This window comes from Buchnera aphidicola (Schlechtendalia chinensis) (assembly GCF_001648115.1).
Lineage (GTDB): Bacteria > Pseudomonadota > Gammaproteobacteria > Enterobacterales > Enterobacteriaceae > Buchnera_B > Buchnera_B aphidicola_N.
This window is the reverse complement of record NZ_CP011299.1, coordinates 521,865-540,048: the sequence shown is the minus strand read 5'-3', so window position 1 is coordinate 540,048 and position 18,184 is coordinate 521,865. Positions and strand designations below refer to the sequence as shown.

The following is an 18,184-nucleotide window of genomic DNA, read 5'->3' as shown; positions in this document are numbered from 1 at the left end:
ATAGGAAAATACATGGCAACTCCTCATATAAATGCAAAAAAGGGAGATTTTTCTGATTTTGTTCTTATGCCTGGTGATCCCATTCGAGCAAAATATATTGCAGAGAATTATTTAGATAATTTTAGAGAAGTAACTAATGTTCGTTCGATGTTAGGATTTACTGGAATTTATAAAGGAAAACGTATTTCTATTATGAGTCATGGAATCGGAATACCATCATGTTTAGTTTATGTAAAAGAATTAATTACAGAATATAATGTAAAAAAAATTATACGAATTGGTACGTGTGGAACAATTTGCAATAATATAAATATTAATGATGTTATTGTTTGTTTAGGTGCTTCTACTGATTCAAATGTAAATAGGTTGCGATTTAATGGTAATGATTTATCTTCTGTAGCAGATTTTGATTTATTATGTAATTTAGTATTAGCATCAAAAAATTTAGGATTTCATATTAAAGTAGGAAATTTTTTTACAACAGACTTATTTTATAAAAATAACGATGATTTTTTTAAAATGATTCAAAAATATAATATTGTTGGAATAGAAATGGAGACTTCTGGTTTATATTCTATATCTTTAGAACACAAAATTCAATCTGTTTCAATTTGCACAGTTTCTGATCATATTATTAGACAAGAAAAAATTAGTGTAAAAGATCGAGAATCTAGTTTAAATCGAATGATTGAAATATCTTTAAACTCAATGTTGATGTAATCAATTTAGAATTAAATAAATTATTTTTTACAATCGAATATTCAAAAATTTAAAGTGTTCTAAAAATTTTTGTATTTCATATTTTTAAATTAAATTTACGGTGAGAAAGGGATTCGAACCCTTGATACGGTTTAACGTATACGCACTTTCCAGGCGCGCTCCTTAATCCTCTCGGACATCTCACCTAAGGGTGTTTTTAGTTTTTACAATTAAAATATTTTTTCATTATTTTGCGATATAGTATACAATAAAAATTGAGAATTAGAAACTTTTTATCAAATATTGATTTTGAACTATATTTAGTTTTTAACTAGTCCAATTTATAGATAGTGTTAATTTTAATTTATTTGATTTAATTTAATATTCATATTTTATATTTCATATTTTATATTTATCATTTTATAATTTTTAAAGTAAAGATAATTTTATGAGATAACATTTTCTAAATATTAATTTTAAAAGTATAAATTTTTATACATTTATTGTAAACACAAAATTTATTTAATGTAATTAGAATATTAGTATATTTATTTTTGACATTTTATTCATTATTATTTTTGAAGTGTGTAATTAATAAAAAAAATGTTGATAACTGGAATTTTTTTTAATAAGAGTAATGATACTGATAGAACTTTAAAATAAAAGTATTCTACATTTAATTACACAAAAAAATTTTGTTGAATTCAAATTCAATCATTTTTTATATATTATAGAACATACTATATTTTATACTCAAATTAGTGATAGTTTTCATTATTATTTTAATTTTTTTGGATAATTTTTTTTATTGAGGAATAATATATTACGCATTTTATCTCCTGCCAGTGAAATTAACTGTGCATGGTTATTACTAACAAATTATTTTAAATAACATTACAAAAAATGGCAGAAAAAAGAAATATCTTCCTAATTGGCCCTATGGGTGCCGGCAAGAGTACTATTGGTCGTCAGTTGTCTCAAAGATTAAATATGGAATTTTATGATTCTGATCAAGAGATAGAAAGGCGTACTGGTGCTGACATCAGTTGGGTATTTGATTTGGAAGGTGAATTAGGATTTAGAAATCGTGAAAAACAAATTATTAGCGATTTGACTAATAAGCAAGGGATTGTGTTAGCCACAGGAGGAGGTTCTATTAAGTCAAAGGAAACTAGAAATAAATTGTCATCTCGTGGTTTTGTAGTGTATTTAGAAACTTCTATAGAACAACAAATTTCTAGAACTCAAAAGGATAAAAAGAGGCCTTTATTACAAATAAAGAATGTGCCTGTAAGAACTATTTTAGAAAAATTATCTAATGAGAGAAATCATTTATATGAGGAAATAGCTGATATTGTTATTAAAATGGGTGAAAAGAGTGTTAAATCAGTGGTATTCCATATTATAAATGTTTTAAACACAATTTAGTTTTTGAGTTTTTTACACAATATTTTTTTTGGAGTATGACAATATTGAAAAAATTAGAAGTAATTTTAGGAAGTCGAACTTATTTCATTCATATTGGATCATCCATATTTATATCAGATAATATTTTTTCTCCTTTAAAGTCAGATGATAAAGTTATGTTAGTTAGCAGTAACATAATATTTAAAATCTGGGGAAATAGTGTTTGTTCTTGTTTAAAAAATTTAGGAGTGAAATTAGATTGTTGTATTTTACCAGACGGTGAATCTAGTAAAAACTTTAGTTCGGTTGATCGCATTATTTCAAAGTTATTAAAAAATTTTCATGGACGAGATACCGTCTTAATAGCATTAGGAGGTGGAGTTATTGGTGATATCACTGGTTTTGTAGCTTCAATATATCAACGTGGAATTAAATTTATACAAATTCCTACTACATTATTATCTCAAGTAGATGCGTCTATTGGTGGAAAAACATCTGTAAATCATGTTCTTGGTAAAAACATGATTGGTTCATTTTGGCAACCTACTTCAGTTATTGTAAACCTTGATTTTTTATCTACTTTACCAAAAAATCAATTGATATCTGGAATGGCAGAAGTTATAAAATATGCCATCGCTTTTGATAGTGATTTTTTTAATTGGTTGGAAGAAAATATTGATTTCGTATTAAAGTTAGACATGAAAGCGTTATCGTATTGTATTTATAAATGTTGCGTTATTAAAAAAATGATTGTGGAACAGGATGAGAGAGAACATCATTTTCGAGCTTTGTTAAATTTTGGACATACGTATGGACATGCTATAGAAACTCATTTAGGTTATGGAAAATGGTTGCATGGAGAAGCAGTGTCCGTTGGAATGGTTATGGCATCTGAAACGTCTGTATTATTAGGATTATTAAGTATTTTTGAAAAAAACAAAATTGTTAATTTATTAAAAAAGACAGGTCTTCCAATATATGGCCCGGATAATATGAATTTTGATTCTTATTTTAAAAATTTTATGAGAGATAAAAAGGTTATGTCTGGTATAGTAAGATTAATATTACCCATTTCTATAGGAAAATCAGTTATTCGTTCTAACATAAGTAAAAGTATATTGACGTTAGCAATTAACAATTGTAAAAAAACGTAGGTTTTAGATTTGTTTTTAATTTTGTGTATTTATTCATTCTATGAAATTTAATTAAGAGTACATGAATGCTATTAATAAAGATTTTTTCAGTAATTTGTGTATAAAAATGTTGTTTAAACAATATAGAATTAAATCTCATAAAGATATAAACATTATTTTTTTGATATATAAAACAGAAATAAGAAATTTTTTACAGTATTTTATAAAAATGCGTTATTTTTTTGACATTAGTTTATAAAATTGTTTTAGGAAATATAATGAAAATTTTGTTAGCACCTTCTATTTTATCTGCAGATTGCTCTCGAATAGGAGAAGAGATTAAAAATGTATTGAAATCAGGAGGAGATATCATTCATTTTGACGTAATGGATAATCATTATGTTCCTAATTTAACTTTTGGACCTATGGTATTGCAGTCTATTCGCAATTTTGGAATTACATCTATTATCGACGTTCATCTTATGGTTACACCGGTAGATAGTTTAATTGTTCAATTTTCAAAAGCAGGAGCTGATTTTATTACTATTCATCCTGAGTCAACTAATCATTTAGATAGGTCTTTAGAGTTGATTAAAAGTTGTGGTTGCAAAGCAGGTATAGCTATTAATCCTGCTACTTCTTTGGGTGTTTTAGAATATGTTATTGAAAAATTAGACATAATATTATTAATGTCGGTTAATCCTGGATTTTCAGGACAAGAGTTCATACCAAGTACGTTTAAGAAATTATTAAAAGTTCGTAAACTTATTGATAAAAGTAATCGAAAAATTTTTTTAGAAGTTGATGGAGGTATAAATTTAACAAATATTCAAAAAGTTGCGTCGTATGGGGCAAATATTTTAGTTATTGGATCAGCTATTTTTAAATCAAAAAGTTATTTAAAAACTATTAAAGAAATGCGTGATCAATTAGTTTTTTAAAATTGTTACAATTTTATGATATGTTGTATTAAAAAATTATATAATATTTTTATATGGAATAGACATAGTGAATGTTTTAAAGAAAATTGTATTTAGTGCTATACAACCATCTGGGCAGTTAACTATAGGAAATTATGTTGGTGTTATACGTCAGTGGATTAAAATGCAGAATAGTTATACATGTTTTTATTGTATTGCCGATCTTCATGCTATTACTATACGTCATGTGTCTTCTGAATTACGGAAAAACATATTAGATACTGTTTCTTTGTATTTAGCGTGTGGAATTAATCCACGCAAAAATATTATTTTTCTTCAGTCACATGTTCATCAACATGCACAGTTAAATTGGTTTTTGAATTGTTATACTTATTGTGGAGAATTATCACGGATGACGCAATTTAAGAACAAATCCAAAAGAAGTATTAAAAATATTAATTCTGGATTGTTAAATTATCCTGTTTTGATGGCATCTGATATTTTGCTATATGATACGAATGTTGTTCCTATTGGTCATGATCAAATTCAACATTTGGAATTAACTAGAAATATTGCACGTAGATTTAATTCATGTTATGGAAACATATTTACAATTCCTGATAAGTATGTTTTTGGACGTAATTGCAATATTTTATCGTTACTGGATCCTGATAAAAAGATGTCTAAATCTGATTCTAATCGTAATAATGTCATTTTTTTATTAGAAAGTATAGATAGTATTTCTAAAAAAATAGCGTTAGCTGTTACTGATTCAAATAGTCCTCCTAGCATTCATTATGATATAATTAATAAAAAGGGAATATCGAATTTGCTTAATATTTTTTCTGGTTTAACTGATAGAACTATATCTAATTTAGAATTAGAATTTTCTGGAAAGTCGTATCAGGATTTTAAATCAGATATAATTGAAGTCATATCTGATTTTATAAAGAATTTGCAATCTTCATATTTTTATTATAGAAAAAATGAAGATTATTTAAAAAAAATATTAAATGATGGTGCATTCAAGGCGTGCATAAAAGCAGATACAATGCTAAAAAAAGTAAAGAGCGCAATAGGATTAATCTAGATTTTTTTTGTGCTAATTAAATTTATTAAAGATATTAAAAATACAATTCCATATAATATGTTAGATGTTATTAAAGCTGATATAAATCCGGAATGCTTTACAATTGGTCCTGTTACGATAAAAGTTAATAGTGTTCCTATCGTACCACTAGTTAAGATTAAGTTAATAATTTTAGGAGAAGGTTTTTTAGTTTGTTGAGAAGCTAAAGTGATGATAATAGTATAGATTGCGCTAGAAAAAAAACCTAATGAAATTATAAAAAATTGTAGTAAAAAATAACTATGCACGTGGTTGAATATATACATTAATAGTGTTGATATTCCTGTTAAAAATATAATTATGTTCTTTAAATTAAAATATTTTAATATGACGCTAAATACCCACATTCCTATCATGTATGACATCCAGAAGTTACTTACTAGTTTTCCAGATTGAATAATATTTAAATGAATTGATTTTATGACATATTCTGGAATCCATGATATAAAACTTAGTTGTCCTAATATGTACAGAAGTGCTGATATTGATAACAAAATAATGGAAATGTTCCATTGATTTTTATAATTATCGTTTTTAATTTTAGTATATGTTAATTTAGGAAATTTTAAATTTAACGTTAGTATAAATATAATTAAATAAAAAATTCCTATCAGAGGATAAATCCAATACCACGTAATGTGATTGAAAATTAAAAAAGTTGAAATAATTGGAAACGTGATTCCCGACATACTGAAGCATGAATCAGTGAGTAGTAATATAGAAGCTCTCTTGCTACCTTTATATAAATTAGTTATTAAAAAGGTGCCTATTGACATAGTTACACCACTCACTATTCCTAAAATAAATATACTTAAGGAAAACAATGCAATAGTATGGTAAAACATTAAAATCCATATAGCTATTATTGTAAGAAAAAATCCCATTATTAGTTGTTTTTTTAATGTAAAAATATTTATTAACCATGAGTTTAAAAAAATAGCAATTAGGATTCCGGCATTTAAAAAAGTAAAGGTATTACTCATTCTAGCAATAGGTATTCCGAAATATTTAGATACGTTTTCTAAGATTATTCCAGTTACAATAATTAGTGCTCCAGTTAAAGCGTAAGAACAAAAACTGATACAAGTAAGTCCGATAATATTTTTTTTCATTATTTTAAGTTTCCGTGGAATATATTTTTTAATGAATTTCTATATATTATAAAGTTAATAGTATATTTATAATTCTTATAGAACAATGATAACTGTTTATTAATTTAGATTAATACGGATTTTATTTTTTAATAATTTTAAGAATGTTCTTTATTCAAAAAAAAATTGAATTAGTGTATTATAATTTACATATATTAAAATATAATAAATATAGGAAAAGTATATTTTCAAATATTTCGTTGATTGTGTTTTTTTATTTCTTATGTAAAAATTTTACAAGTATTTTTTATGTTTGATGAAGAAAAATTTTTAATTTTTTGGAACGTTATTAAATTGTATTAAATTTTTGAAAAAATATTTAGATTGTTAAGATAAGTTAATGTTTGTGTTAACAAAGCAGTTAAGTTATCATTAGTTTTTTGATAATATTGATAGTATTATATTTATGCAAAACGAGTTAGTGATTTTACATTTTAGTCATGTTTAAAAAATGAATTGTATTATTTTTAAAAGTTTACATAGTTAAGATTTTAATTATACTTCGAAATTTTTATAATTAAATTATATATTATCATGTGAGAATCACATCAATTTAAATGTACTTCATGTAGTATTATGCATGCCTTTTAAAAAAATTTAAAATTTTTCTTTATATTTACAGCATATTGTCAAAAATTTTTCTAGTTTTTATACTTTTTTAAATTTATACATTTAAATAAATTTTTCAAAAATTTGTTATTTTCATATTTTTATATTTTGTATTATTTTTGAAAATTTTTTAATTGTTTAAAATTTTTATTAGTAATTGCACTAGTTAATAATTGACTATTTTGTAAAACAATACTTTATTTTTTTTTTTGGAGAGATCATGTTTTCGTTTTTAATTAAGGGAATAGTAATGTTATTTATGACATTTTTTACTTCTACGATAAATTCTAAAGAAATAGGTTCTACAATAGCGTCATCTTTTTCAAATACATCTGTTAATGAACCTTTTAAGAACGAATTTGATCAATGGTCTTATGCATTAGGTGTTTCTTTAGGAAATTATGCAAGCAATCTTTTTTTAGATCAGAGTAAGTTGGGAGTTTATCTTAGAAAAGATGTTTTTTTATCGGGAATTAAAGATTCGATTTTATTTAAATCTAAATTATCTTCCAAAATGGTTTCTCAAATATTAAATAAATTAGAAAAGAAATTGTCAATTTTAGAGGATAATATAGAAAATAAAATACTCAAAAAGAATGCTATTGAAGGAGAAAAATATGCAGAAAAGATTTTAGTTACAAAACACGCGAAACGTTCGAGTACGGGTTTAGTATTTTTAATAAAAAGAGAAGGAAAAGGGCTAAGTCCAAATAAGAATGATATTGTTACTGTTAATTATATTGGCACATTAACTAATGGTCAGGAATTTGATAATTCTTATAAAAGAGGAAAACCATTATCGTTTCCTTTAAACAGTGTGATTTTAGGTTGGCAAGAGGGATTAAAATATATAAAGGAAGGAGGTCGAATTGAATTAATAATTCCACCTTCATTAGCATATGGAACAAAAGGAGTATCTGGAATTCCAGGAAATTCTACTTTAATATTTGATGTAGAATTAATTAATGTACAACCTAGTTCACGATGATGTAATTAGTGTTCTATTTTAATATATATTTTTTTAAAATAAAGTTCAGGTTATAAGATGAAATATACGATTTTAGTTTCTGGTCCTCCTTATGGAACTCAAAATTCTAGTACTGCTTTTTTATTTTCTCATGCTATTATAGCAAGTAAAAATGAATTATTAAGCGTTTTTTTTTATTGCGATGGAGCATTAAATGCCAATAAATTAGCATCTTTTCCTCCTGATGAATGTAATTTGTTCAAAAAATGGACAAGCTTATGCTGTACTCATTCTGTAAAATTAAATGTATGTGTTAGTGCTGCACGTAGGAGAGGAGTGATAGATACAAAAATTGATAACAAATTCTCAACACGATTAGATGACTCTAAATCATCTTTCTGTTTCTCTGGATTGAGTGAATTAGTAAAATACATAGAAGTTAGTGATCGTGTCATGCAATTTTAGTGATTAATTTCATGAAAAATATAGCTTTTGTTTTTTCTCGTGTACCCCATGGTACTAGTTTAAGTCGAGAAGGATTGGATTCTGTTTTATCTATTTCTACGATTAATCAGAATGTTTCTATTTTTTTTATCGGTGATGGTGTATTTCAATTAATGAAATGTCAGTGTCCTGAGCACATTTTATCGCGAAATTATACGGCATCATTTGGTATTCTTCCTCTTTTTAAAATTAATAAGTTTTACTATTGTAAAAGTTCGTTAATTGAACGCGGATTATCGTATAAGCGTGATTTTTTACTGAAAGTTTTTTTTATAAATAGAAAATGTATACGAAAAAAATTAAATAATTATGATTTAATTATCAATTTTTAAGGGATTAATTAAATATGTTACACATTTTAATGCGTTCTCCTTTTCAAATGGATATAATGTTATTAATAGATTTTTTACGGGCTGAAGACGATTTAGTTGCACTACAAGATAGTGTAATAGTTATGGTAGAAAATAATATTTTCATTAATAAATTATTGTCTATTTCAGTAAATATGTATGCTATAAAACAAGATATTTATGCGCGTGGTATTCAAGGGATGGTGTCTAATGAAGTTAATATTATAGACTATGTGCAATTTGTATATTTAACTAATAAGAATAAAACACAAATGTCTTGGTGATATTTAAAAGTTCAATTTTTATCATGCTAAAAATTATATCATATAAAAATTTTTGTACAAATATTTTAAATAAACAATTAAGGTTTTTATGACTACAATTAATCAATTAGTCCGTAAACCTCGTTTACGAAAGGTTATAAAAAACAATGTTCCAGCTTTAAAAAAGTGTCCTCAGAAGAGAGGTGTATGTATTAGGGTTTATACAACTACTCCTAAAAAACCTAATTCTGCGTTGCGAAAAGTTTGTAGAGTACGTTTAACTAATGGTTTTGAGGTCACTGCGTATATTGGTGGAGAAGGTCATAATTTGCAAGAACATTCGGTAATTTTAATTCGAGGAGGACGAGTAAAAGATTTACCTGGAGTTCGTTATCATGTAGTACGAGGAGCATTAGATTGTTCCGGTGTAAAAGATAGAAAACAAAGTCGTTCTAAATATGGCGCTAAAAAACAAAAATAAAAAAATTAGAATTTTTTAAAATTATGAATATGTTTAAAAGGAATATCAATTTTTAGATAATTATTTATTTGGAGTATATTATGCCAAGACGCCGTGTTATTGGACATCGGAAAATTTTGTCAGATCCTAGATTTTCTTCTGAAATTGTTGCAAAGTTTATTAACATAATAATGGTTAATGGAAAGAAATCTGTTGCTGAAGAGATAGTATATAGTGCATTGAAAGTTCTATCTAAGCATACTAAAAAGAAAGAATTAGAATCTTTTGATTTAGCTTTGGAAAATGTTCGTCCAACTGTTGAAGTTAAGTCTCGTCGTGTTGGAGGTTCCACATATCAGGTTCCGGTAGAAGTTCGTTTAATACGAAGACATGCTTTGGCTATGAGATGGATAGTAGACGCTGCTAGAAAGAGAACCGATAAATCAATGTCTTTAAAACTAGCAAGCGAATTATTAGATGCAATAGATAGTCGAGGAGCTGCTGTAAAAAAACGTGAAGAAGTTCATCGTATGGCAGAAGCTAATAAAGCCTTTGCGCATTACCGCTGGTAGTTACGTTAGTTCAAATGCTATGAGTATTTCAAATTAATTTAGATTTAAATAAGAAGAATTAGTTGTATGAAGATTTTAAATTAGAGGAATATAATGGGACGTACTACGCCGATAATACAATATCGAAATATAGGAATTAGTGCTCATATAGATGCCGGAAAAACCACTACTACTGAGCGTATTTTGTTTTATACAGGAGTTAATCATAAAATTGGCGAAGTACATGATGGTGCTGCTACTATGGATTGGATGGAACAAGAACAAGAGAGAGGTATTACTATAACTTCAGCAGCAACTACTACTTTTTGGTCTGGAATGGCTAAGCAATTTTTGCCACATAGGATTAATATCATTGATACTCCTGGGCATGTGGATTTTACCATAGAAGTAGAAAGATCTATGCGAGTTTTAGATGGAGTTGTTATGGTGTATTGTGCTGTAGGTGGAGTACAACCTCAGTCTGAAACAGTATGGAGGCAAGCTAATAAATATAATGTTCCGAGACTTGCTTTTATAAATAAAATGGATCGTATGGGTGCTAATTTTTTTAATGTAATTAATCAAATAAAAACAAAACTTGGTGCTAATCCTATTCCTATTCAGTTAGCTATTGGATCAGAAGAAAATTTTGTAGGCATTATTGATTTAATTAAAATGAAGGCAATTTATTGGAATAATTTAGATCAAGGAGTTACTTTTACCTATGATAATATTCCTATTTATTTACAAGAATTATCTGAGCAATGGAACCGAAATCTTATCGAAGCTGCGGTAGAAAATGATGAACAATTAATGGACAGATATTTGATGGGACAAACAATTTCAGAGGAAGAAATAAAGTTTGCTCTTCGTAAAAGAACATTAAAAAATGAAATTATTCCTGTTACATGTGGATCTGCATTTAAAAATAAAGGTGTTCAAGCTTTGTTAGATGCTATAATTGAGTTTTTACCGTCTCCTAATGATGTCAAATCTATTAAAGGAATTTCAAAAACTGTACGAAACGATTCAGTTGTTCGTTATTCTAATGATCGAGAACCTTTTTCTGCATTGGCTTTTAAAATTGCTACAGATCCGTTCGTAGGAAATTTAACTTTTTTTAGAGTTTATTCAGGTGTAGTGAATTCTGGAGATGTAGTTTTTAATTCAGTAAAACATCAAAAAGAGCGTTTTGGACGTATTGTTCAAATGCATGCAAATAAAAGAGAAGAAATAAAGGAGGTTAGAGCAGGTGATATAGCTGCTGCTATTGGTTTAAAAAGTGTATCGACAGGAGACACTTTGTGTGATCCTAATCATTTAATTATATTAGAAAAAATGGATTTTCCTGATCCGGTAATTTCAATAGCAATTGAACCAAAAACTAAAGCAGATCAAGAAAAAATGGGAATAGCTTTAAGTCGGTTAGCAAAGGAAGATCCTTCCTTTCGGGTAAGTACAGATAAAGAATCAAATCAGACAATTATTTCTGGAATGGGAGAATTGCATTTAGAAATAATTATTGAGAGAATGAAAAGAGAATTTAGTGTTAGTGCTAATATAGGGCAACCTCAGGTTGCTTATCGTGAAACTATTAAAAATGTTATTAAGAATGTTGAAGGTAAGTATATTAAACAGTCAGGTGGGCGTGGTCAATATGGGCATGTTGTAATCGATTTATCGCCCTTTCGATCAACTGAAGAAAGTTATAAATTTGTAAATGATATTAAGGGAGGTGTCATTCCAGGAGAATATATTTCTGCTATTGATAAAGGAATACGCGAACAGTTAAATTGCGGTCCTCTGTCTGGTTATCCTGTTGTTGATATTGAGGTTCGTTTGCATTTTGGGTCTTATCATGATGTTGATTCCTCTGAAATTGCATTTAAACTAGCTGCTTCTTTAGCATTTAAAAGTGCTTTTAAACAAGCAACACCTGTATTGTTAGAACCTATTATGAAAGTTGAAGTAGAAACACCAGAAGAATATATGGGTGACGTAATAGGTGATTTAAATCGTAGACGAGGGGTAATTGAGGGTATGAAGGATTTATTAGTTGGAAAAGTTGTTTCAGCTCAAGTACCGTTATCGGAAATGTTTGGATATGCAACTGATTTGCGTTCTCAAACGCAAGGTCGCGCATCTTATTCAATGGAATTTTTAAAGTATTTAGAAGCCCCTAAGAATATATCGAATTCTATTATTGAGAAAAGAGAAAATAGATAATTTCTAATTTTATATTAAGATAAACGTTTTGAAAAGGGAAATAAAGTTGTGTCTAAAGAAAAATTTAATCGTTTAAAACCTCATATAAATGTAGGTACTATTGGTCATGTAGATCATGGAAAAACTACTTTAACTGCAGCTATAACTACTGTTTTGGCAAAAAAGTATGGAGGTTCGGCACGAGCATTTGATCAAATAGACAATGCTCCAGAAGAAAAAGCAAGAGGAATTACTATCAATACTTCTCATGTAGAATATGATACTTCTATGAGACATTATGCTCATGTAGATTGTCCTGGACATGCTGATTACATAAAAAATATGATTACTGGGGCAGCTCAAATGGATGGCGCTATTTTAGTAGTAGCAGCAACAGATGGACCTATGCCTCAAACGCGTGAACATATTTTATTGGGAAGACAGGTAGGAGTTCCTTATATTGTCGTTTTTTTAAATAAGTGTGATATGGTTGATGATGAAGAACTTCTTGAATTAGTAGAAATGGAAGTACGTGATTTATTAACACAATATGATTTTCCTGGTGAAAAAACACCAATTATAAGAGGTTCTGCTTTAAAAGCATTAGAAGGAGACGCTGTATGGGAAGAGAAGATTGTTGATTTAGCAAATACATTAGATTCATATATTCCTACACCTGAGAGATCGATTGATCAACCGTTTTTACTTCCTATAGAAGATGTTTTCTCTATATCTGGTCGTGGCACCGTAGTTACTGGACGTGTCGAAAGAGGAGTTATTAAAGTAGGAGAAGAAGTAGAAATTGTAGGTATTAAAGTTACTTCTAAAACTATATGCACCGGTGTAGAAATGTTTAGAAAATTACTAGATGAGGGAAGAGCAGGAGAGAACGTTGGAGTTTTATTGCGAGGTACTAAACGTGATGATATTGAAAGAGGTCAAGTTTTGGCAAAGCCGGGGACGATTACTCCTCATATAAAATTTGAATCTGAAGTGTATGTGTTATCTAAAGAAGAAGGAGGACGTCATACACCATTTTTTAAAGGATATAGACCTCAGTTTTATTTTCGAACTACGGATGTTACTGGATATGTTGAACTTCCGGAAGGAGTTGAAATGGTTATGCCTGGCGATAACATAAAAATGGTTGTTACATTAATTCATCCTATTGCAATGTCTGATGGTTTGCGTTTTGCAATTCGTGAAGGTGGGAAAACTGTAGGTGCAGGAATTGTAGTTAGAGTTGTTAGTTAACTTTTCACGTATATTGTTCATGTAGATTTTAAGTCAAGAAAAGAAGTTAGAATTTAGATCTTTTCTTGATTTCTTTATTAATTTTAAAAAAAATGTTTTGTTTTTTTAAGATATAAATCTTGAAAAAAATAATGAATTTTATTAATTCATGCTTTATAATATTTTGTGTAGTTTAATTTTTTTATATAAAAGAATAGGTTGCAATATTAAATATATGCTTCAGATATGTTCTAATTTTTTGTTAATTAATATTATTGTGTAAAATGACTATTGATTTAAATTTTTAAAAAATAAGAATATTTGTTTTTTTTATTTTGTAATATTATTGTAAAATTTTAAAAAAATTTTTAATTACATTAATTTTTGTAAATTGAAAATTTCATACTAACATACCCTGATTATGTTTGAAAAGGATAATGTTTTATACTTGTTATATTATGGGAGTTTCGGTTTTATGCAGCAAAACCAAAGAATACGAATTCGTCTTAAAGCTTTTGATCATCGATTAATTGATCAATCAACTTCAGAAATTGTTGAAACAGCCAAGAGAACTGGAGCACAAGTTCGTGGACCTATTCCTCTTCCCACACATAAAGAACGGTTTACTGTACTTATATCTCCTCATGTTAATAAAGATGCTCGAGATCAATATGAAATTCGTACGCATAAGCGTCTTATCGATATAGTTGAACCTACTGAAAAAACTGTTGATGCTTTAATGCGACTAGATCTCGCTGCCGGAGTAGATGTACAAATTAGCTTAGGTTAATTACTATATATGTAAATGCTTAGAGGGATTAGAAGTGCACATGATTGGTCTAGTTGGAAAAAAAATAGGAATGACTCGTATCTTTACTAAAGAAGGTACATCAATTTCAGTTACTATCATTGAAGTTCAAGAAAATCATATTGTTCAAGTAAAAACTGTAGATGTTGACAATTACAACGCTATCCAAGTTACTACTGGAACGAAGAAAAATAACAAATTAGTTAAATCTGAGATTGGCCATTTTTTACGTTCTGGAGTTAAAATCGGCCGTGGACTATGGGAATTTAGAGTTGAAAAAAATATATCGGATTTTCAATTGGGGAAATCTATAAACTTAAATTTATTTTTAAACGTTAAAAAGGTAGATGTAGTTGGAAAATCTAAAGGAAAAGGATTTTGTGGAACAGTTAAACGATGGAATTTTCGAACTCAGGATTCTAGTCATGGAAATTCGTTGTCTCATCGAGCACCTGGTTCTATTGGTCAAAATCAGACACCTGGTAGAGTTTTCAAAGGGAAAAAAATGGCAGGTCATTTAGGAAATAGTAGAGTTACAGTTCAAAATTTAAATGTAATTAGGATTGATCTCAAAAGAAATTTGCTACTTTTAAAAGGTTCGGTTCCTGGCCCGAAAGGAAGTGATCTCATTATTAAACCAGCAATTAAGGTTAAAGGAGTGAAAAATAGTGAAATTAGCGCTTAGAGATAAAGAAATTTTTATTAATGTATCTGAGACCGCTTTTAATTGTAATTTTAACAAGGCGTTAATACATCAAGTTATTATTTCTTATTTGTCTAGTCTACGTCAAGGAACTAAGGCTCAAAAAAGTCGTGCGGAAGTGTCTGGATCTGGGAAAAAACCATGGCGTCAAAAAGGAACAGGACGCGCGAGAGCAGGTTCTTTAAGGAGTCCTATCTGGAGGTCCGGTGGCGTAACTTTTGCAGCTAAGCCTAAAAATTTTTCTCAAAAAGTTAATAAGAAGATGTATAAGGGAGCATTGAGAAGTATTTTTTCTGAATTAATTCGAAAAAATCGTTTGTTTGTATTTGAAAATTTTTCTATAGATGAACCTAAAACTCAATGTTTGCTGAGTAAGCTAAAATCAGTACAAGTATATGATGTTTTAATTATAACTTTAATTAAAGATAATAATTTAATTTTAGCTTCTAGAAATTTACATAAAGTACATATTAAAACAACTAATGTTATTACTCCTGTTAGTTTAATTACATTTGAAAATGTTATCATTACTTTCGAAGCACTCAAAAAAGTGGAAAAACTATTGTTATGAATGACGAAAAAAGATTATTGAAAATATTTCTTTCTCCTCATATTTCTGAAAAATCTTCTATTTCTTCAGAAAAGTTTAATACTGTAGTAATTAAAGTTCCTATGTACGTTACTAAAAGTGATGTAAAAAAGGTTGTACAAAATTTGTTTAAAGTTCAAGTTAGTAATATTAATACGTTAATCATTAAAAGTAGAAAATTACGTAAAAATGGCCGAATAGGTTATTCAAGTAGTTGGAAAAAAGCTTACATTACTTTAAAAAAAGGACAAAATTTAAATTTTATTGGACACGAAGAATAAGAATAACAAGGAAAAAAGTAATATATGACAATTGTTAAATGTAAACCCACATCTCCTGGTCGTCGTCACGCTATAAAGTTAGTCAATTCTGATTTATATAAGGGTAAACCATATTCTCTTTTAAAACGAAAAAAAAAGAAAAGTAGTGGTCGTAATAATTATGGATGCATTACAACACGTCACATAGGAGGGGGTCATAAAAGAGCATATAGAATTATTGATTTTAAAAGGAACAAAGATAATGTTTCTGCTATTGTTGAAAGATTAGAGTATGATCCAAATAGATCTGCAAACATTGCTTTAATTTTGTATAAAGATGGAGAACGAAGATATATTCTAGCGCCAAAAGGTTTAAAAATTGGTTCGAAAATTTTATCAGGATTATCATCGGATATAAAAATTGGAAATGCGTTGCCTATGAAAAGTATTCCAGTTGGAACAATGCTTCACAATATTGAGATGAAACCTGGAAAAGGGGCTCAAATAGCAAGATCAGCAGGTACTAGTGTTCAACTAGTTTCAAAAGAAGAGTCATATGTTACTATAAGGTTACGTTCTGGAGAAATTAGACGTATAGAGTCAAAATGTAGAGCAACTATTGGTGAAGTTGGAAATGAAGAACATATGTTGCGAGTTTTGGGAAAAGCTGGTGCTTCTCGTTGGAGGGGAATTCGTCCGACTGTTAGAGGAACTGCTATGAATCCAGTTGATCATCCTCATGGAGGTGGTGAAGGGAGAAATTTTGGGAAACATCCTGTGAGTCCATGGGGATTACAAACAAAGGGTAAGAAAACTAGAAGAAACAAAAGAACAGATAAATTCATCGTAAAAAGTCGTAAAAAATAATTTAAGGAGGAAAGGTGTGTCGCGTTCTCTTAAAAAAGGTCCGTTTATTGATGTATCATTATTTAAAAAAGTAGAAAAAGCTGTTAAAGATCGTGACAAAAAGCCTATACGAACTTGGTCGCGTCGTTCCACTATTTTCCCAAATATGATTGGTTTGACAATATCTGTACATAATGGTCGTCAACATATTCCAATATTTATTACTGAAGATATGGTTGGACATAAATTAGGAGAATTTTCTATCACTCGTATGTATCGAGGTCATGTTTCTGATAAAAAAATTAAAAAACGTTAGGAGAAATATTTAATATGGAAGTATTTTCTAAACATCGAAAAGCTAAATCATCTGCTCAAAAAGTGAGATTGGTAGCTGATTTAATAAGAGGTCAAAAAGCCTTATATGCTTTGAATATTTTAACTTTTAACAAAAAAAAATCATCAATACTAGTTAAAAAAGTATTGCAATCTGCTATTGCTAATGCTGAGCATAACAATAATATGGATGTTCGTAACTTAATAATTACAAAGATTTTTGTTGATGAAGGTCCAACTATGAAAAGAATGATGCCTCGTGCTAAAGGTCGCTCGGATCGAATTTTAAAACGTACTAGTCATATTACTGTGGTTGTTTCTGATTGTTTATAATAGTTGGAGAGACTATAAATGGGTCAAAAAGTACATCCTAATGGAATACGATTAGGTATAATCAAGCATTGGAATTCTGTATGGTTTTCTAACACTAAAAATTTTTCAGAGATTTTAAATAGTGATTTTAAGGTTCGAGAATTTTTAAAGATGAAGTTATTCAAAGCTGCGATTTCTAGAATTGTTATTGAGAGGCCCTCAAAGAGCATTCGGATAACGATATATAGTGCCCGACCTGGAATAGTAATAGGTAAAAAAGGTGAAGATGTAGAAAAGTTACGATTAGCTATTACGAATATTGCTGGAGTTCCCGCTCAGATTAACATTTCAGAGGTTCGAAAGCCAGAGCTAGATGCAAAATTAGTTGCGGATAATATCACTTCTCAACTAGAACGTAGAGTAATGTTTAGACGCGCTATGAGACGTTCTGTTCAAAATGCTATGAGACAGGGAGCAAAGGGTATTAAGATAGAAGTTAGTGGACGTTTAGGAGGAGTAGAAATAGCAAGAAGAGAATGGTATCGCGAAGGTAGAGTGCCTTTACATACTTTGAGGGCTGATATTGACTATAATTCTTCCGAAGCTTACACTACATATGGTGTTATAGGTGTAAAAGTATGGATTTTTAAAGGAGAAATTTTAGGTGGTATCTCATCTGTTCCAAAGTTAGAAAAACCTACTGCTAAAGTAAAGAAGCGCCAGAGAAAATATAAAAAATAAGGAGAGAATTA

22 protein-coding genes and 1 tRNA gene are annotated in these 18,184 nt (G+C 28.6%); 21 read left to right on the top strand and 2 right to left on the bottom strand.

Annotated elements, in window-relative coordinates:
• The first annotated feature begins 12 nt into the window (after nucleotides 1-12).
• Nucleotides 13-720: a purine-nucleoside phosphorylase gene (gene deoD / locus XW81_RS02495; RefSeq protein ID WP_075474365.1), complete on the top strand. Its 708-nt coding sequence runs from the start codon at nucleotides 13-15 to the stop codon at nucleotides 718-720.
• 98 nt (nucleotides 721-818) lie between these two features.
• On the opposite strand, the gene XW81_RS02490 is transcribed toward deoD, so the two are convergent.
• Nucleotides 819-905, bottom strand: a tRNA-Ser gene (locus tag XW81_RS02490).
• 697 nt (nucleotides 906-1,602) lie between these two features.
• On the opposite strand from XW81_RS02490, the gene aroK reads away from it, so the two are divergent.
• The 4 genes from aroK to trpS all read left to right on the top strand — a co-directional run bounded on the left by aroK (nucleotide 1,603) and on the right by trpS (nucleotide 5,249).
• Nucleotides 1,603-2,127, top strand: coding sequence for a shikimate kinase AroK (gene aroK / locus XW81_RS02485; RefSeq protein WP_075474364.1), 525 nt, complete (start codon nucleotides 1,603-1,605; stop codon nucleotides 2,125-2,127).
• A 35-nt stretch (nucleotides 2,128-2,162) separates the two neighbouring features.
• Nucleotides 2,163-3,260, top strand: coding sequence for a 3-dehydroquinate synthase (gene aroB, locus XW81_RS02480; RefSeq protein WP_075474363.1), 1,098 nt, complete (start codon nucleotides 2,163-2,165; stop codon nucleotides 3,258-3,260).
• Between the two features lie 254 nt (nucleotides 3,261-3,514).
• The gene (gene rpe / locus XW81_RS02475) at nucleotides 3,515-4,180 is read left to right on the top strand and encodes a ribulose-phosphate 3-epimerase (protein WP_154017318.1); all 666 of its coding nucleotides are present in this window, start codon (nucleotides 3,515-3,517) and stop codon (nucleotides 4,178-4,180) included.
• Nucleotides 4,181-4,247: 67 nt separating this feature from the next.
• Nucleotides 4,248-5,249 (top strand): tryptophan--tRNA ligase, encoded by a 1,002-nt coding sequence (gene trpS / locus XW81_RS02470; protein WP_075474361.1) that lies wholly within the window; start codon nucleotides 4,248-4,250, stop codon nucleotides 5,247-5,249.
• Here the strand turns inward: trpS and tsgA are convergent.
• Nucleotides 5,246-6,403 (bottom strand): MFS transporter TsgA, encoded by a 1,158-nt coding sequence (gene tsgA / locus XW81_RS02465; protein ID WP_195182289.1) that lies wholly within the window; start codon nucleotides 6,401-6,403, stop codon nucleotides 5,246-5,248. The two genes, trpS and tsgA, sit on opposite strands and share 4 nt — an antisense overlap.
• Nucleotides 6,404-7,268: 865 nt before the next feature.
• On the opposite strand from tsgA, the gene fkpA reads away from it, so the two are divergent.
• From fkpA to rpsC, 16 genes are all read left to right on the top strand, one after another.
• The gene (fkpA, locus tag XW81_RS02460) at nucleotides 7,269-8,036 is read left to right on the top strand and encodes an FKBP-type peptidyl-prolyl cis-trans isomerase (RefSeq protein ID WP_075474359.1); all 768 of its coding nucleotides are present in this window, start codon (nucleotides 7,269-7,271) and stop codon (nucleotides 8,034-8,036) included.
• Between the two features lie 57 nt (nucleotides 8,037-8,093).
• Entirely contained in the window at nucleotides 8,094-8,480 is a 387-nt protein-coding gene (gene tusD, locus XW81_RS02455; RefSeq protein WP_075474358.1) for a sulfurtransferase complex subunit TusD, read from the top strand.
• An 11-nt stretch (nucleotides 8,481-8,491) separates the two neighbouring features.
• Nucleotides 8,492-8,851 (top strand): sulfurtransferase complex subunit TusC, encoded by a 360-nt coding sequence (gene tusC / locus XW81_RS02450; RefSeq protein ID WP_075474357.1) that lies wholly within the window; start codon nucleotides 8,492-8,494, stop codon nucleotides 8,849-8,851.
• A gap of 14 nt (nucleotides 8,852-8,865) precedes the next feature.
• Nucleotides 8,866-9,153 carry a sulfurtransferase complex subunit TusB gene (gene tusB, locus XW81_RS02445; protein WP_075474356.1) on the top strand — a complete coding sequence of 96 codons (288 nt, stop codon included), beginning with the start codon at nucleotides 8,866-8,868 and terminating at the stop codon, nucleotides 9,151-9,153.
• Nucleotides 9,154-9,241: 88 nt separating this feature from the next.
• A complete protein-coding gene (rpsL, locus tag XW81_RS02440) occupies nucleotides 9,242-9,613 on the top strand; it encodes a 30S ribosomal protein S12 (protein WP_075474355.1) in 372 nt (123 codons plus the stop codon).
• A gap of 80 nt (nucleotides 9,614-9,693) precedes the next feature.
• A complete protein-coding gene (gene rpsG / locus XW81_RS02435) occupies nucleotides 9,694-10,164 on the top strand; it encodes a 30S ribosomal protein S7 (RefSeq protein WP_075474354.1) in 471 nt (156 codons plus the stop codon).
• Nucleotides 10,165-10,257: 93 nt separating this feature from the next.
• Complete coding sequence (gene fusA, locus XW81_RS02430) at nucleotides 10,258-12,369, top strand: elongation factor G (RefSeq protein WP_075474353.1); 2,112 nt, start codon at nucleotides 10,258-10,260, stop codon at nucleotides 12,367-12,369.
• Between the two features lie 48 nt (nucleotides 12,370-12,417).
• Nucleotides 12,418-13,602 (top strand): elongation factor Tu, encoded by a 1,185-nt coding sequence (gene tuf, locus XW81_RS02425; protein WP_075474352.1) that lies wholly within the window; start codon nucleotides 12,418-12,420, stop codon nucleotides 13,600-13,602.
• A gap of 454 nt (nucleotides 13,603-14,056) precedes the next feature.
• Nucleotides 14,057-14,371, top strand: a complete 315-nt coding sequence (gene rpsJ / locus XW81_RS02420) for a 30S ribosomal protein S10 (protein WP_075474351.1) — start codon at nucleotides 14,057-14,059, stop codon at nucleotides 14,369-14,371.
• Between the two features lie 40 nt (nucleotides 14,372-14,411).
• Nucleotides 14,412-15,074: a 50S ribosomal protein L3 gene (rplC, locus tag XW81_RS02415; RefSeq protein WP_075474350.1), complete on the top strand. Its 663-nt coding sequence runs from the start codon at nucleotides 14,412-14,414 to the stop codon at nucleotides 15,072-15,074.
• Nucleotides 15,058-15,663 carry a 50S ribosomal protein L4 gene (rplD, locus tag XW81_RS02410; protein WP_075474349.1) on the top strand — a complete coding sequence of 202 codons (606 nt, stop codon included), beginning with the start codon at nucleotides 15,058-15,060 and terminating at the stop codon, nucleotides 15,661-15,663. The genes rplC and rplD overlap by 17 nt, the downstream gene beginning before the upstream one ends.
• The gene (gene rplW, locus XW81_RS02405; RefSeq protein WP_075474348.1) at nucleotides 15,660-15,962 is read left to right on the top strand and encodes a 50S ribosomal protein L23; all 303 of its coding nucleotides are present in this window, start codon (nucleotides 15,660-15,662) and stop codon (nucleotides 15,960-15,962) included. Before rplD ends, rplW begins: the two co-directional genes overlap by 4 nt.
• 24 nt (nucleotides 15,963-15,986) lie before the next feature.
• On the top strand, nucleotides 15,987-16,808 hold the full coding sequence (rplB, locus tag XW81_RS02400; protein ID WP_075474347.1) for a 50S ribosomal protein L2: 822 nt from the start codon (nucleotides 15,987-15,989) through the stop codon (nucleotides 16,806-16,808).
• Nucleotides 16,809-16,824: 16 nt separating this feature from the next.
• Complete coding sequence (rpsS, locus tag XW81_RS02395) at nucleotides 16,825-17,103, top strand: 30S ribosomal protein S19 (RefSeq protein ID WP_075474346.1); 279 nt, start codon at nucleotides 16,825-16,827, stop codon at nucleotides 17,101-17,103.
• A 14-nt stretch (nucleotides 17,104-17,117) separates the two neighbouring features.
• Nucleotides 17,118-17,453, top strand: coding sequence for a 50S ribosomal protein L22 (rplV, locus tag XW81_RS02390; protein WP_075474345.1), 336 nt, complete (start codon nucleotides 17,118-17,120; stop codon nucleotides 17,451-17,453).
• Nucleotides 17,454-17,471: 18 nt separating this feature from the next.
• Entirely contained in the window at nucleotides 17,472-18,173 is a 702-nt protein-coding gene (gene rpsC, locus XW81_RS02385) for a 30S ribosomal protein S3 (RefSeq protein WP_075474344.1), read from the top strand.
• Nucleotides 18,174-18,184: the final 11 nt, after the last annotated feature.

Bases quoted from the DNA above. Each gene is read 5' to 3' on its own strand.
- rpsC (WP_075474344.1), top strand. From the start codon at position 17,472: ATGGGTCAAAAAGTACATCCTAATGGAATACGATTAGGTATAATCAAG.
- deoD (WP_075474365.1), top strand. From the start codon at position 13: ATGGCAACTCCTCATATAAATGCAAAAAAGGGAGATTTTTCTGATTTT.
- rplV (WP_075474345.1), top strand. From the start codon at position 17,118: ATGGAAGTATTTTCTAAACATCGAAAAGCTAAATCATCTGCTCAAAAA.
- fusA (WP_075474353.1), top strand. From the start codon at position 10,258: ATGGGACGTACTACGCCGATAATACAATATCGAAATATAGGAATTAGT.
- tusD (WP_075474358.1), top strand. From the start codon at position 8,094: ATGAAATATACGATTTTAGTTTCTGGTCCTCCTTATGGAACTCAAAAT.
- rplB (WP_075474347.1), top strand. From the start codon at position 15,987: ATGACAATTGTTAAATGTAAACCCACATCTCCTGGTCGTCGTCACGCT.
- rplW (WP_075474348.1), top strand. From the start codon at position 15,660: ATGAATGACGAAAAAAGATTATTGAAAATATTTCTTTCTCCTCATATT.
- tusC (WP_075474357.1), top strand. From the start codon at position 8,492: ATGAAAAATATAGCTTTTGTTTTTTCTCGTGTACCCCATGGTACTAGT.
- rplC (WP_075474350.1), top strand. From the start codon at position 14,412: ATGATTGGTCTAGTTGGAAAAAAAATAGGAATGACTCGTATCTTTACT.
- rpsL (WP_075474355.1), top strand. From the start codon at position 9,242: ATGACTACAATTAATCAATTAGTCCGTAAACCTCGTTTACGAAAGGTT.
- rpsJ (WP_075474351.1), top strand. From the start codon at position 14,057: ATGCAGCAAAACCAAAGAATACGAATTCGTCTTAAAGCTTTTGATCAT.
- aroK (WP_075474364.1), top strand. From the start codon at position 1,603: ATGGCAGAAAAAAGAAATATCTTCCTAATTGGCCCTATGGGTGCCGGC.
- tusB (WP_075474356.1), top strand. From the start codon at position 8,866: ATGTTACACATTTTAATGCGTTCTCCTTTTCAAATGGATATAATGTTA.
- aroB (WP_075474363.1), top strand. From the start codon at position 2,163: ATGACAATATTGAAAAAATTAGAAGTAATTTTAGGAAGTCGAACTTAT.
- fkpA (WP_075474359.1), top strand. From the start codon at position 7,269: ATGTTTTCGTTTTTAATTAAGGGAATAGTAATGTTATTTATGACATTT.
- rpsG (WP_075474354.1), top strand. From the start codon at position 9,694: ATGCCAAGACGCCGTGTTATTGGACATCGGAAAATTTTGTCAGATCCT.